The organism is Sporosarcina ureilytica (assembly GCF_001753205.1).
GTDB classification, from domain to species: Bacteria; Bacillota; Bacilli; order Bacillales_A; family Planococcaceae; genus Sporosarcina; species Sporosarcina ureilytica.
Genome location: NZ_CP017560.1, coordinates 761,883 through 776,563 on the forward strand (window position 1 = coordinate 761,883; position 14,681 = coordinate 776,563).

Sequence of the window (14,681 nt, forward strand, 5' to 3'; positions counted from 1 at the left end):
TGGGGTCGTCCAATCAATATTGCTTTTGGAATTTATTTCGAATGACAATCGCAGTAGAATTCAATACTAGCAGGCAAAGTAACAGGACAATAATCGTTGCTGCCGCTAAGTTTGCGTATTCAGCCGTTAGTGATGAATCTAGCGTCCAATAGTAAATCTGCATTGGAAGCACGGTGAATTTATCAAAAATACTTCCTGGGAAAGGAATTAATAAAGCGGGAATCCCAATGACGACGAGTGGCGCGGTTTCGCCAATCGCCCGTGAAAGCGATAAGATTGCACCCGTCAAAATGCTAGGCAACGCAACAGGTAGTATGACGTTTTTAATCGTTTGCCATTTCGTTGCACCCATTCCGTAAGATGCTTCACCTAAAGGACTGGGCACAGCACGTAGCGCTTCTTGACTTGCGACAATCACAATTGGAAGAATTAACAACGACATTGTTAACCCACCTGCTAAAGCAATATTACCAAGGTTCATTGCACGAGCAAAAACCGTTAACCCTAAAATTCCGTACACAATTGAAGGGACGCCTGCCAAGTTTGATATATTTGTTTCAATAAAAGATTGTATTTTTCCTTTTTTGGCGTACAGTTCCAAATAGATTGCTGTTCCGACACCTATAAACATTGTGACTGGGGTAACGACGAGCATAAGCCAAAACGTACCAAGAATGGCCCCCATAATTCCCGCTCGTTCAGGTTGAGTCGATAACTTACCTGTGAGGAAATCAAAATTCAACCAACCAATTCCATCAGCGACGACGCGATAAATGAGTACTGAAAGGACAAGAAGCCCAAAAAGTGTTGCAAGAAGGAAAATATACTTAGAAAGATTGTTTAGTGCTAAACGAAATTTTATTCTTCTGACCATTTTACTTTGAAGTTGTTGATTCACAGTTAATATTCCTCCCTAAATTTACGAGAAATCCTTCGAGCTAACAGATTCATTAGCAGTGTGAAAACAAAGAGCGTCATCGCAACAGCATAAAGACTATAGTAAATTGTTGACCCTGTCGCTGCATCGCCGCCCGTTACTTCCACAATGTAAGCTGTCATTGTTTGCATAGACTGCGTAATGTCAAACGTAAAGTTTTTCGTACTTCCACTGGCGATTGTTACAATCATCGTTTCACCGATTGCACGTGAGATGCCAAGGACAAAGGAAGCGATAATGCCCGATAAAGCTGCGGGAATCACAACTTTTCTCGTGACTTCTAATTTCGTTGCGCCCAACCCTAAAGCACCTTCACGCATGGAGTTAGGCACGGAACTCATTGCATCTTCAGAAAGGGAAGCAATCATTGGAATGATCATGACACCCATCACAATCCCAGGACTTAAAATATTTGTCGCTTCGAGCCCTGGAATCAATTGACGTAATAACGGTGTAACAAATGTAAATGCGAAGAACCCATAAACAATCGTAGGAATTCCCGCAAGAAGCTCTAATAACGGCTTGAAAACTTTCCTTACTTTATCTGAAGCGTATTGACTTAAATAAATGGCAGACATCAATCCAATTGGTGCCGCGACCAACATGGCAATGACTGAAGAAGTCAGCGTCCCCATAATTAGGGGAAGGACACCGAACTCTGGTGTTTGACTCAACGGTTTCAACACAGTTCCTGTGAAAAAATCTGTCATTGGCACACGCTTGAAGAATTCGATTGTTTCGGATAATAACGTGTAAATAATCCCGATTGTTGTAAGAATGGATATGCTCGCTATGAGAAAAAGAAAGGTTGGAATGGATTTCTCAAACATTTCTTTGAAGTTTCGTTGTTGGCGTTTTTGTTCGATTAATTCCCGGATACTTTTCTCACTGTTTTCGGTAATATCATGATTGATGTGCATAGTGTAGTGCACTCCTTCTATAAGGTTTAAAGAAGATGAAGGCTTGATGAGCCTCATCTTCTCTATTTTGTACCAATTATTTTGTTAAACCATTTAAGAATTCGATATTTTCTTCAACCTCAGCTTCAGGAATGGGTGCAAAACCTGCTTCACCTGCAAAATTGTTAACGTTGTTCATTAAGTAAACCGCATAGTCCAGTACTTGTGGTTTATCAGTCGCATGATTGACATTCAAATAGGTGAATACTGGGCGTGTAAAATCTGCGTAATCACCGTCTTCTGCGATTGTGTCAAGTGATGGTTCAACCGGTCCGTTGCCAAAGTCAACATGGACAGCTTGTAATTTATCTGTGTTGTTTACATAGTAACCAAATCCAAAGAAGGCAATTCCGTTTTTATCTTCAGCAACTAAGTTTACAAGTGTTGAATAATCTTGTTGTAAGTTTACTGTATCTGCTAAGTCTTGTTTTTCTAACACATTTTCATAGAAGAACTCATACGTTCCATGGTTTTCATTCGGTCCCATTGGCTTAATTTCTGTATCAGGCCATTCAGGATTAATATCCGACCATTTTGTAACGCCACCATCCGCTTTGAAAATGCTAATCAGTTGCTCAGGCGTTAATTCTTTTGCCCAATCATTTTCTTTATTAATGACGAAAGTTAATCCGTCCAGTGCCACTTTCAGTTCTTTAACTTCAATTCCAAGTGCATCAGCTTCTGCAGCTTCTTCGTCTTTAATTTGACGAGATGCATCATTAAAGTCTGTTCCGTTTTCTACTAGGAATTTTTTGAATCCTGCGCTTGTACCAGCACGACTTACTTCAACTGAAACATTTCCTTGTTCGTTTATCATATATTCTTCAGCAATTTTCGCCATTAAAGGATAAACTGTTCCAGATCCATCAATGACGACGCTACCTTCTAACTCTGTTGCGTTACTGTTTTCGCTTTGATTTTCATCTGTTCCGCATGCTGCGACGATCATCGTGATTGCAGCAATGACTAGCAATAAGAGATACTTTCTGAACTTCATTTCAATTGTCCTCCCCAAATTACTCTATTATTAGAAAGAAGTGTTTTAACCTCTATCTAATTGCTAGTATAGTGACTGATTGTTAAGCGAGTATATGAATTATGTAAATAAATTGTAAAAGTGACAAATAAAGTAAAGAAATCCCATGATTAGGTGAGCTGGAGTTGATGCTCATTTAATCATGGGAAAAGTCATTAGCCGAAACGGCCATTAATATAGTCGTCCGTCAATTTGTCGGAAGGGTTGTTAAAGATTTTGGATGTTGCATCACATTCGATAACGTCACCGTTTAAGAAAAATGCAGTTCGGTCAGAAATTCTTGCAGCTTGTTGCATGTTATGCGTAACAATGGCAATCGTAACATCATTTTTAATGGAATCAATTAATTCTTCCACTTTAAGTGTTGATACTGGATCAAGTGCTGATGTCGGTTCATCCATCAAGATTACTTCTGGGTCTACTGCTAGACAACGTGCGATACAAAGTCGTTGTTGTTGACCGCCAGATAAGCCATATGCACTCGTATGGAGTCGGTCTTTTACTTCATCCCAAAGTGCTGCTTTTTCTAAACTTTCTTGTACGATTTTTTCGAGCATTGCTTTATTACGGATACCATGAATTTTAGGCCCAAATGCGACGTTCTCGAAAATTGATTTTGGGAATGGATTTGGTTTTTGGAATACCATGCCGACTTTCGAACGTAGTAGTTCAACTGGCATTGATTTATCCAAAATGTTTTCACCTTTAAATGAAAGGCTACCTGAAATGTGCACGTTAGGCACCATTTCGACCATTCGATTCAGTGTCTTTAGGTAAGTAGATTTACCGCATCCAGAAGGTCCAATGATTGCAGTGACTTCTTTTTCATTGATAGATAGATCTATATTTTTTAACGCATGCGTTGTTCCATACCAAAGGTTAAGGCCATGTGTCTCATATACGGGTTTACGCCAGCTTTTATTTTCCATAACACCAAATTGTACATCTTCTTTTCGGTCAATTAATAATGTCATAAAAATCCTCCGCTCGTTTTTTGTAACATACCTTTATTGTAGAGCTAGATTGTTGAGGAAGTATAAAGGTACTGTAAAGGTTTTGTAAAGGTGCTTGTAATCCCTGTAGATTGTTTGGGTGACTGTCGCGTTCAATGTAAATCCTTTATAATGAAAGAAAACTAGAAAAGAATGGAGGTGGTTATTATGCTAACGACGAAAGCGTTTTTAGAACAGTACATATGTAAAGTGGGAGAGTCTGTCGCTCAAATAAATGAAAATGAGTGGGAAATCCAACGTTGGACGGCACGTACATTTAAAACATTAGGCAATGTTTTTGCTACTACTCAGTATGAGATAACGCCAAATGATGAAGTGATCAAATTGAACTTGCAACCGAACTCGCGCAGGAATTCACTGTCTTTATCTGAAAGCAAGAAGGAAGAATCGCTTGAAAAAGGTTGGTTAATTCAAGAAGTTCGGTTTAAGAAAGACGGGAGAACACCGCTATCAACACAGTATCGGATGGGTCCTGGATTATTTATCTATTATAAATTAAAAGCAGAAGAGCAAGTGAGAGCGGATGCATGCTTGAGGGAAATGTTGCATGAGGAAATTGGAAAGTCTGAAAAAGCGTACCCAACGCATTTTGTCAAACATCTTAAGCAGTTTATGGATGAAAAAAGTGATAATGACTCGTGGGGGAAAGAGAGAGTTCGGAAGTTCTTTCATTTCTTAATCGCTTATTTACGTCTAAGAAGAAGACAAGAACATATGGAATATAAGGAAATTGGCGCAACGTATTATCAAAAAATCGGTGGATCAAAAGAATTTGATCGTTATCGTGATGTTTTTATCAGTCGATTAGAAAAATGGCTTGGGGCGCCCGTACAGGAGTTGGGGATTATCAGTGTTGGCACGATTGTTCCTATTTATTTCTCAGGTCATGTCTTGGGAAAATATTCAAAGTATGGTGTAGGAACTGTACATGCAACAACGGATATTGCAGTTGCAGAAGAAGATTTTTGTACGGATGCGCGTATTTTTTGGTTGGTTGAAAATCGTGCGGTATTAACTCGAATGGCAACGGAGGTCCCATTTTTAGCGGATACGAAGTCTATTATATTAGGTGTAGATGGCCAGATAAGAGGTGCACACCGAAAGATGATCCAACAACTTTGCGAGAGCGGCTCCATTCAAAAGGTGATGATCTGGGTCGATTATGATAACGCCGGAGATGTGATTGCCAGAGACTTAGTTAATTTAATTGGTACAATACCTTTTAGAATTATCGGAAATAAGGAGAATCTTTTCACGACATATGAAGCGTACGTTGACTGGTCACAGACAGTGCCGCATGCCGAGCAGGAAATGACGTTAGGAGGAGAGGAACAATGGAGGAAATGGATCAGTCTGTAATTTCCATATTTAAAACTGCCCAGCATCAGCCCGAGTTGACAAGGGCAATGCGTGACATTATTTCTTTAGCCGGCGTTATGAAAGACCTATCAACAGAAGCGGTATTTGATTCGCCACTGGAAATGCTTCGTTTTTTAAGGATTATTGAGTTGATTCATGAAGAATCATTTGGGTTAACTGAACAAATTGATGATGCTGAAACGCTTTATTATCGTTATGTAGCGCGATATGAAGACATAGAGCCACCAACGAAAGAACGTGTGAATCAAATTGTAACAATTTTAGTGAAAAATAATTGGGTGAGTAAGCAAACGCATCAAATCAAAATGATGAGTGTCGGGAAGCGAATGATGGACGCATTAACGAGACTGGCGAATGATTCACTTGCTTATTATTTAGAGGATGAAATTGGGCGTTCATTATTTCAGGCGAGACGAGATGCTGAAATTAGTGAAGCATATGATGATAAAGGGATTTCTGGTGGAAATCGAATTGCGAGTATGATTCGAAATGTAAAAGACGCGATAGAAAAGTTGAGAGAGCGAGAGCTAGAATTACTCGCAGACCGGAATGCATTTCCTCAATTGGAATTAATTCATACGTTAATGGAAGATTTGGCGGAGAAATTAGATGAGCGGCTCAAGCAATTTGAGACGATTGAAGATAGTCTCGTGTTAAGTAATTTAATGCAAACTGGGACCGGCGCGCTCAATGAAGGGACAAGTCTTTCAGTTGGGATGATTAATAAATACCTCCAATTTATGAACGTGCAGCAAACGCCACTTCAAACAGCTATTTCACCGGAAAAGGTACGTTTATTTATTACGAAAATGTTTAATCCGCCCCCTGAATCAGAGATCCCTAATGCCCACCAGTTATTCAGTTTTATGGACCAAGGACAATATGACGGAGAACAATTGGATGGCATTTGGATGCCCGTAAAATATGCAAGTCCGTTGTCATTTGCAGAAATTGAAAAAGGGATTGACTTTCTAGAAAATTATGAGCCAGCCGTTGCGGATATTGAAGAGGTAATTCAACCGGAGTTTTATGAAGAAAATATTGAGGCTGATTCGCTAGAAGATTTAATGGATGAAGCAAGTTGGTTGTTAACGAAGGCCAGCATTGACACGGAAAAGATTGAACGCTATTTAGAACAGAAAAAGGAAGCAGACATAGAAGAAACAATCATTGAAACGGGTTCGGCTTCTTGGAGCGATGCCATTCGCCAATTGTTAGGCGTAGCGGCGCTTGAAGCGAATAAAAAAGTACAGGTACAGCCGAAGCAGCAAGTGAAAGAATATGACAAAGAATGGGAGTGGATACAAGATGACGACAGAAAATCAAGCATACGAAGAAGAACATGATGACTTGTCCTTAAACAGTTTACAAACGTTACGAAGTGTCCTCACGACACGAGAGGAACAAGCGTTTATGTCGATTTTATTTTCCTCAAGTGCGACGATTCGAGCAAATAATTTTGGATTGCCGCGTAAAGAAGTGGAGAAATTACTAGGCGTGTCCCGTGAAGATAATTATTTTCATTCCTTTCTGTCCCGTGTCAATCAAGCAGTTGGTCGGTATTATCGCCTCATTTATGACGAAGGCCGTGACCAAGTCGTTGTTATGCTGCGTGTTCCTGCCCGTTCTGCACGCCATACGTTATCTTCTGAAGCACTCGCAGTCTTATTGTTTATGTTTTATCAACAAGAAGTGTTAAAACATGAATACACATTGTTGACCCAATTATTGGAAGCGTTTGGGCATGAGGTAATGAAAGGCAGTCGGCGCATTCAACTCGCGATTGATACATTAAGAAAAATCGGTGCCCTTGAAAATCAACAGTTATCGGATAAAGAAGATGCGTATCGATTAACAGCAATCGGTGTTCATATGTTTTCTGATTCATTTTTGCGCAGAATGGTGGAATTTAGCCATTCCAATCAATTATCAAAGGAAGACGTGATGAAGTTTTTTAATCGGTACAATTTGTATGAGCGGGAGGGCTTACTATGATACCCGAACGATTACGGATTTCTGGCATTCGGGATTACGGACCCACAGAAATGAATTTAGGGAATGCAGATGAGCATATTTTAATTACCGGTCCGAATGGTGCTGGAAAATCTACTATTTCGTTTTGTATGGGCGCTGTATTACGCTCAAGTAAGGTCGATATTGAAGGGTTGAAATCTCAAAACCTACCGGAAGATGAAACGTGGCGGGCAGCCATTCACTTTTTATTTAAAAATGAGGGAGCATCCCGTATCGACGCACCACCTTTTATTGAATTTCGGTTAATTTGTGAACAACTACCGAAGCAACCCATAAAATTACAATACGAAATTCACGACGGCGATGAAATAGAAGAACTCGCGTTGCGTCAAACGTATCGTTCAGGAGACGCGAATAAAAACAATTTTACCGCATACCGGAGAGAACTGCAGTACAAATATAAAATCCATCCAGATTTGTACTATTTAATTTGGTACCAGCAAGAAGTGAATCAGTTTTCGGTCATGGCACCCGAAGAGCGATTTCGTATTTTTAGTGAAATGCATGGAATCGATCGAATTCAAAAAGATTGGGAAACAAGTTTAGAAGTTGTTAAAGACGCGAGAGAAGCTTTTAACGATGCGACAATTAAACAAAAGGGATACGAATTTGAACTGAATGTTGCAAGGGACCATAAAGAACGTTTTGAAGATAATAAACGGCGGATTAATGATAATGGTTTTCAGTATGCATTGACGACGAATGAATTGCTGCGAAATGCAGAAAAGACACGTCTAGAAATGGAAAGATATATTGAAGAGCGTCGTATTGAATTAGATGAGTTAACCGACAAGGAAAACATGATTACCAGTCATTTGGAAGAAGCGAATGAAAGGCAAGTTGTTTTACTGCAGAATCAAAAATCGTATAATGAAGAACTTATTACAGCGGAACACGCCTTAACGGAAAAAGAGGCTAAATTAACTGAAGTTAACTTAGAAGTAGATGCGCTTAAGGAAGAATTAAGTGAGCTACAAGAAGCGTATACGAAATTGCCTTTTCCTGAAAATGAAACTAGGCATAGATGGGAAACTGCGGTGGAACAAGTCGCCACTTTGCAAGGAAAAGAGCACGCTATCAGAGCCCGTGTTCAGCGTAGTGAAGAAGAAATCGAAGGGAATCGACAGGAACAATCTAAAATCCAAGCAGACATCGACCAATGGGAAAATCAAAGTAAAGATGCTATCGAACTACTTGGGCGATATACTTCTAGCTATCAGTTAAAGAATAGAGTTTCAGAATTAGAAGATAGCTTGCAATCTGATAGAGCTTTACGCGCCGAATTGAGGGAACGACTCCAGATATGCAAAGAAGAGTTAACAATGTTGCAGCGAAATCAAATTGAATCACCTAGGCAACAAGCAGCGATTCGCCATTTGAAAAGGCAAGGTATACAAGCGTACACATTACGTCATTTTGTAAAGTTGATGGACAATATATCAATAGAAAAAGAGAGTTTATATGACGCGATAAAATATTCGATTTTTTACGATGCATCTACTTGCCAGCCTTTCAATGATTTATACCATGTCTCACTTAAGAAATTAATTCCTACACGATCGATTACATCGTTGCCGCAATATGGGTTAACGATGCAAGAGGGGTTGTCTTCTAATGAGAAAAATGATGCAGCTCGGGTTCTGTGGTGGATTGAGCAGTTTTTTTCAAAAGAAGCACCGTTTCTACAAAATGGTTTGTTATTTGATTCGCGTGGGAGTCGGGGACCAGAGGAAAGAGATACGTATATATTAAGTAAAAAAGCTTTAGAAGAAAGGCAAAGTATACTTGAACGTAAGATAGAAAAATTCTCAAAGGAATTCGATTTACTTACTAAAAAAATCACTAAGGAAAATGAAAGATATCGCCTATGGAATGCCGACGTTCATAAAGTGGAGGAAGCAGAAGCATTATTATCTAAAAAAGTGGAGCAACAATATCGGCTCGAGCAACTGGATAGATTAACAGAACAGTTAAAGTTGCTACAGGACAGTAAGAGAGAGTTTGAAAAAGAAGCACAAGATGTGTGGAAACAAGCTTATGAAGAGGGAGAAGAAGTAAAAGCACGTGAAGCCGACTTATTGATATATGAACAATTTGGACAGCAAGCGGATAAAATCGAACATTTACAACGCTTAGAACAAGAAAGTATAATGAATAAACAGGACATATCTAAGTTAAAGCGTGCGCTGAATTCAATTCAAGATAAGTTAGATGACTTACATGGGCAGTCTCGAGAAAATCAGCGGGACATCGAAAGTATTGAGGATAAATTGAATCAGATAAAAAGAGTGGAAGGTCAAATTATTGATCAAATCCATGAAAAAGAAGATGAGCGGATTGCGGTATCAAATATAGGAATGGGATACAAAACGGAATTAGAAGAGTTGCGCTTATTAATTCCTGACTTGGTCGAACGTGCAATCGCTGAAGAGGAGCGCACTGACTCTAAGTTCGACTTGCAACATCGACAAAACCAAGCAAAAGTCGAATTTCAAAATGCGCTGAATGAAAAGAATATCGATCCGAATGCGGTTGAAAACTACTTCACGTTGGAAGAGGAAGTCACACGTAAACAAGATGAATTACAATCCGCGAAAAATTTATTAGAAGAAAATGAAGAGCGTGCCGTTCTAAATGAACAGCGTTTAGAAACCGCAATTGCGATGCAAGTTCAAAGGATAAATTTGTTGTTTGGAGAATATATGGGCATGTTCCAGTTTGAAGGACAAATTAAATATGAAAAGATGATGGACAAGCAAGGACGTCCAATATTTAAATTGTTTATCCATGTTAGAAAAGAAGGGCATCGTGGAAAATTAGTAGACGTAAGTTTAAAAGCTCGGGGAGGCCGGGTTGGGAAAGGTGTTTCAGGCGGAGAAGAATCATTAAGTTCGTTGTTATTTGCGTTATCGCTCCTTCAAAATCTCGAAAATCAAGCCGGCTTTATCGTATTGGATGAGTTTGACAGTGCATTAGACGATACGCGTAAGACGAAAGTGTTTGAGCTATATGAAGAAAAATTGGCGCGTAAGTTGATTATTCTTTCACCTAAAGCACATGAAAATGAATATTACGAACAGTTTAGAAAAGCTTTCGTTGTTTCACACGACCCAGCACAATTGAAAAGTGTGATTAGAGGGTTGGAGATGAAATAGGTTGTATTGAAGGTTCGCCGCTTACCTACCATTAGAGGTACTACGCGCAGAAGTGTCTGTAGATAGGGGAATGTGGTTACGGATTGTGAAGCAAAAGAGGTAAAATGAGAGATATCGTTTGTTAGAAAAGAGGAAAGCTTATGAATGAAAAGGAAAGAGATCGTTCACTCCATATCCAAACGAGAAGTGTTGGCGAACGAATCGATCAATCAGCACATTACCATCATTACGAAGCCACGCCTTATTGGATGTTGGATGAACTATTCAAAGAGTACACATTAGACCGAGCAGGTGCTTTTGTTGACTATGGCTGCGGAAAAGGGCGTGTTTTATTTTACGTTCATCATCGATTTCAAGTGCCTGTTGTTGGCATTGAAATGAATGACCAACTATATCGTGAAGCATTACTAAATGAAGCGTCTTATTTACAACATAAGAAAAAGGTAAGTAAGTCAATTCGAATTGAACATGAATTCGCGGAAAGCTATCGTATCGCTGACATTGACAGTTGTTTCTTTTTGTTCAATCCATTCTCCTTACAAATTTTTATGAAAGTGATTCATCATATTCTTCGATCGGTTGAAGCAAATAATCGTACGGTTGATATTATTCTTTACTATCCGGCAGAGGAATATATTGATTACCTAGAAATGAAAACACCATTTACTTTATTTAAAGAAGTGAAAATGCCTAGATTATCCGAAATAAACGCACGAGAAAAGTTTTCTGTTTTTCGATTTGAAGGCTGATATATATTGAGAAGAGTGTCCTGAAAGTAAATCGGGATACTCTTTTTTAATTGAACTGCTTCAATCATTTTATAGTCTGTTATGAAGAAAATAATCGTTAAATCTTTTTAGGCGTGAGAATTCACTTTAATTATCGTTAGTAGTGATTTCGTGTCTCGGAATATATAGAATCTTTCGGCATGATACGGAGAGCTCGGGCATAAGATATAGAAACCTTGCCCTAATTGGAGGGGATAAGATGGATATTTTAAATGAAGTGAAGCGATTTAGAGAAGAAGAAGACAGTTTAAAATGGGAAGGTACATTTGCAGAATACTTGGACATTGTGAAAGAAAGAAAAGAAGTTGCACAAACGTCACATTCCCGTGTCTATAATATGATTAAAAGCGCTGGAATTACAGAGAAAAATGGGAATAGGGCGTACCACTTTTTTGATGACGAGATTTTTGGGCTAGAAAAATCAATTGAAAAATTAGTAGAAGAGTATTTTCATCCTGCTGCCAAAAGACTTGATGTTCGAAAACGAATCTTATTGTTAATGGGACCTGTTAGTGGTGGTAAGTCGACAATCGCGACAATGCTGAAACGTGGCTTAGAAGCTTATTCGAAAACTGACGAGGGTGCGGTATATGCGATTAAAGGTTGTCCGATGCATGAAGATCCATTGCATCTCATCCCGAATCATTTACGAGAGGATTTCTTTAAAGAGTATGGCATTCGGATTGAAGGAAGTCTAACGCCGCTTAATACGATGCGACTCGAACAAGAATACGGCGGACGAATTGAAGATGTCGTAGTAGAAAGGATATTCTTCTCAGAAGATAAGCGTGTCGGCATTGGAACATTTACTCCGTCTGATCCAAAATCACAAGATATTGCCGACTTAACGGGAAGTATCGACTTTTCAACGATTGCCGAGTACGGTTCAGAATCAGATCCACGTGCGTATCGTTTTGATGGAGAGTTTAATAAAGCGAACCGCGGCATTATGGAGTTCCAAGAAATCTTGAAGTTGGATGAGAAATTTTTATGGCATTTATTGTCACTGACACAAGAGGGGAATTTTAAGGCGGGTAGATTTGCGTTAATTAGCGCTGATGAATTAATAATCGCGCATACAAACGAAACGGAGTATCGTTCGTTTATAGCGAATAAAAAGAACGAAGCCCTCCATTCGAGAATTATTGTTATGCCTATTCCTTACAACTTAAAAGTGACTGAGGAAGAACGAATTTATGAAAAAATGATTAAAGAAAGTGATATGTCACACGTTCACATTGCCCCACATGCCCTTCGTGTCGCAGCGATATTCTCAGTATTAACCAGATTATCTGACTCGAAAAAGCAAGGCATCGATATCGTCAAGAAAATGCGCATGTACGACGGGGAAAGTGTTGAAGGGGTTAATCAAATAAGCGTTGACGAACTTCGAAAAGAGTTTCCAAATGAAGGTATGGAAGGGATTGACCCGCGTTATGTCATAAACCGGATTTCTTCTGCAATTATACGGAAAGAAGTCCCTTCTATTAATGCGCTGGACGTTTTACGGGCCATTAAAGATGGATTGGACCAACATGCCTCGATTTCAAAAGAAGATAAAGAGAAGTATATGAACTACATTTCAATCGCAAGGCGTGAGTTCGATGAAATTGCGAAAAAAGAAGTGCAAAAGGCATTTGTTTATTCGTACGAAGAATCGGCGAAAACGTTAATGGATAATTATCTCGATAATGTGGAGGCCTTTTGCAATAAACATAAAATCAAAGATCCGTTAACGGATGAGGAAATGAGCCCGGATGAGAAATTAATGCGTTCAATTGAGGAGCAAATCGGCATTTCCGAAAATGCAAAGAAGGCGTTTCGAGAAGAAATACTCATTCGAATTTCGGCGTTTGCACGAAAAGGCAAGCGCTTTGACTTCCGTTCCCACGATCGTTTGCAAGAAGCAATTCAAAAGAAATTGTTTGATGACTTAAAAGATGTCGTAAAAATTACAACGTCTTCCGCGATGCCTGATGAGACGCAGTTAAAGAAAATTAATGAAGTGGTCGCAAGACTGATTGATGAGTATGGCTATAATTCTACATCTGCCAATGAACTATTGCGTTATGTTGGAAGTTTGCTAAATCGATAGGGAAGCTTAACGGAAAAAACAAGACGACTTTGGAAGTTGGTCTTGTTTTTTCTCTCATATAGCGCAACACAAGCATATACTATAGTACATCATTATTAAAGTAGGGATAAAATTGAATGAAAAACAAAATGAACAGTTTATTATCTCGCAAGAAAATTGGTCCCTGCACCGTAAAGGGTATCAAGACCAACAACGTCATTTAGATAAAGTAAAAGATGCCATTCGGAATAATTTGCCTGATTTAATCAGTGAAGAAAGCATTATTATGTCAGATGGAAAAGATGTTATTAAAATTCCAATACGTTCGTTAGATGAGTACAAAATTAGATACAATGCTGACAATTCAAAGCATGTCGGACAAGGAGATGGGGATAGCGAAGTAGGAGATGTCGTTGCAAGAGACGGGGAGCAAGGAAAAGGGGGTGCCGGGAAGGGAGGGAAACCCGGCGATCAGCCCGGAGAAGACTATTATGAAGCGGAAGTTTCAATGGCTGAAGTAGAGGAAGCGTTATTTAAAGAACTTGAATTACCGAATTTAAAGCGGAAAGAACAAGCTGAAATTGTCATTGAAAAAGTTGAGTTTAATGATATTCGTAAAAAAGGTTTAATTGGTAACATTGATAAGAAACAAACAATCTTAACAGCAATAAAAAGGAATGCGATGAAAGGAAAACCGTCAATTTCGCCAATTCATAATGATGATTTACGATTTAAAACATGGGATGACGTGACAAAACCTGAGTCAAAAGCGGTTGTGCTTGCGATGATGGATACGAGTGGTTCTATGGGCACATTTGAAAAATATATTGCAAGAAGTTTCTTTTTCTGGATGACGAAATTTTTACGCTCCAAATATTCGACAGTAGAAATCGAGTTTATCGCCCATCATACAGAAGCGAAAGTCGTTTCGGAACATGACTTCTTTCATAAGGGAGAAAGTGGTGGAACGAGATGTTCATCAGCTTATTTAAAAGCGTTAGAATTAATTGAACAAAAATATAATCCTTCTAGTTATAACATTTACCCTTTCCATTTCTCAGACGGCGAAAATATTTCATCTGATAATGCAAAATGTATTGAACTCGTCAATCAGATTATGGAAGTGTCCAACATGTTTGGGTACGGTGAGGTAAATGCCTATAGCCGCTATTCAACATTAATGAATACGTATAAAAAAATTGACGACCCCAAGTTTCGCCATTATGTGTTAAAGGAAAAAGGAAATGTCTATGACGCATTGAAATGCTTTTTCCGTCCGGAGTTATCGTCTTTGTAAGGGAGGGA

General features: G+C 38.9%; 11 protein-coding genes. 7 read left to right on the forward strand and 4 right to left on the reverse strand.

Annotated elements, in window-relative coordinates; translation table 11 throughout:
- Positions 1 to 13: 13 nt before the first annotated feature.
- The 4 genes from pstA to pstB all read right to left on the reverse strand — a co-directional run bounded on the left by pstA (position 14) and on the right by pstB (position 3,861).
- Positions 14 to 874 (reverse strand): phosphate ABC transporter permease PstA, encoded by an 861-nt coding sequence (gene pstA, locus BI350_RS03835; protein ID WP_075529225.1) that lies wholly within the window; start codon positions 872 to 874, stop codon positions 14 to 16.
- Between the two features lie 26 nt (positions 875 to 900).
- Positions 901 to 1,857, reverse strand: coding sequence for a phosphate ABC transporter permease subunit PstC (gene pstC / locus BI350_RS03840; protein WP_075526922.1), 957 nt, complete (start codon positions 1,855 to 1,857; stop codon positions 901 to 903).
- A gap of 76 nt (positions 1,858 to 1,933) precedes the next feature.
- A complete protein-coding gene (locus BI350_RS03845) occupies positions 1,934 to 2,893 on the reverse strand; it encodes a PstS family phosphate ABC transporter substrate-binding protein (RefSeq protein ID WP_075526923.1) in 960 nt (319 codons plus the stop codon).
- A 194-nt stretch (positions 2,894 to 3,087) separates the two neighbouring features.
- Entirely contained in the window at positions 3,088 to 3,861 is a 774-nt protein-coding gene (gene pstB / locus BI350_RS03850) for a phosphate ABC transporter ATP-binding protein PstB (protein ID WP_425423246.1), read from the reverse strand.
- Positions 3,862 to 4,092: 231 nt separating this feature from the next.
- Between pstB and BI350_RS03855 the strand changes: the two genes are divergently transcribed.
- From BI350_RS03855 to yhbH, 7 genes are all read left to right on the forward strand, one after another.
- On the forward strand, positions 4,093 to 5,304 hold the full coding sequence (locus BI350_RS03855) for a DUF2399 domain-containing protein (RefSeq protein WP_075526925.1): 1,212 nt from the start codon (positions 4,093 to 4,095) through the stop codon (positions 5,302 to 5,304).
- Complete coding sequence (locus BI350_RS03860) at positions 5,280 to 6,671, forward strand: HAD family hydrolase (RefSeq protein WP_075526926.1); 1,392 nt, start codon at positions 5,280 to 5,282, stop codon at positions 6,669 to 6,671. Before BI350_RS03855 ends, BI350_RS03860 begins: the two co-directional genes overlap by 25 nt.
- Positions 6,634 to 7,320, forward strand: a complete 687-nt coding sequence (locus BI350_RS03865) for a hypothetical protein (RefSeq protein ID WP_075526927.1) — start codon at positions 6,634 to 6,636, stop codon at positions 7,318 to 7,320. Before BI350_RS03860 ends, BI350_RS03865 begins: the two co-directional genes overlap by 38 nt.
- The gene (locus BI350_RS03870; RefSeq protein ID WP_075526928.1) at positions 7,317 to 10,514 is read left to right on the forward strand and encodes a coiled-coil domain-containing protein; all 3,198 of its coding nucleotides are present in this window, start codon (positions 7,317 to 7,319) and stop codon (positions 10,512 to 10,514) included. The genes BI350_RS03865 and BI350_RS03870 overlap by 4 nt, the downstream gene beginning before the upstream one ends.
- Before the next feature lie 140 nt (positions 10,515 to 10,654).
- The gene (locus BI350_RS03875) at positions 10,655 to 11,263 is read left to right on the forward strand and encodes an SAM-dependent methyltransferase (RefSeq protein WP_075526929.1); all 609 of its coding nucleotides are present in this window, start codon (positions 10,655 to 10,657) and stop codon (positions 11,261 to 11,263) included.
- A 238-nt stretch (positions 11,264 to 11,501) separates the two neighbouring features.
- Complete coding sequence (locus tag BI350_RS03880; RefSeq protein WP_075526930.1) at positions 11,502 to 13,397, forward strand: PrkA family serine protein kinase; 1,896 nt, start codon at positions 11,502 to 11,504, stop codon at positions 13,395 to 13,397.
- Between the two features lie 112 nt (positions 13,398 to 13,509).
- The gene (gene yhbH / locus BI350_RS03885) at positions 13,510 to 14,673 is read left to right on the forward strand and encodes a sporulation protein YhbH (protein WP_075526931.1); all 1,164 of its coding nucleotides are present in this window, start codon (positions 13,510 to 13,512) and stop codon (positions 14,671 to 14,673) included.
- Positions 14,674 to 14,681 lie beyond the last annotated feature (8 nt).

Bases quoted from the DNA above. Each gene is read 5' to 3' on its own strand.
- pstA (WP_075529225.1), bottom strand. From the start codon at position 874: ATGGTCAGAAGAATAAAATTTCGTTTAGCACTAAACAATCTTTCTAAG.
- pstC (WP_075526922.1), bottom strand. From the start codon at position 1,857: ATGCACATCAATCATGATATTACCGAAAACAGTGAGAAAAGTATCCGG.
- BI350_RS03845 (WP_075526923.1), bottom strand. From the start codon at position 2,893: ATGAAGTTCAGAAAGTATCTCTTATTGCTAGTCATTGCTGCAATCACG.
- pstB (WP_425423246.1), bottom strand. From the start codon at position 3,861: ATGGAAAATAAAAGCTGGCGTAAACCCGTATATGAGACACATGGCCTT.
- BI350_RS03855 (WP_075526925.1), top strand. From the start codon at position 4,093: ATGCTAACGACGAAAGCGTTTTTAGAACAGTACATATGTAAAGTGGGA.
- BI350_RS03860 (WP_075526926.1), top strand. From the start codon at position 5,280: ATGGAGGAAATGGATCAGTCTGTAATTTCCATATTTAAAACTGCCCAG.
- BI350_RS03865 (WP_075526927.1), top strand. From the start codon at position 6,634: ATGACGACAGAAAATCAAGCATACGAAGAAGAACATGATGACTTGTCC.
- BI350_RS03870 (WP_075526928.1), top strand. From the start codon at position 7,317: ATGATACCCGAACGATTACGGATTTCTGGCATTCGGGATTACGGACCC.
- BI350_RS03875 (WP_075526929.1), top strand. From the start codon at position 10,655: ATGAATGAAAAGGAAAGAGATCGTTCACTCCATATCCAAACGAGAAGT.
- BI350_RS03880 (WP_075526930.1), top strand. From the start codon at position 11,502: ATGGATATTTTAAATGAAGTGAAGCGATTTAGAGAAGAAGAAGACAGT.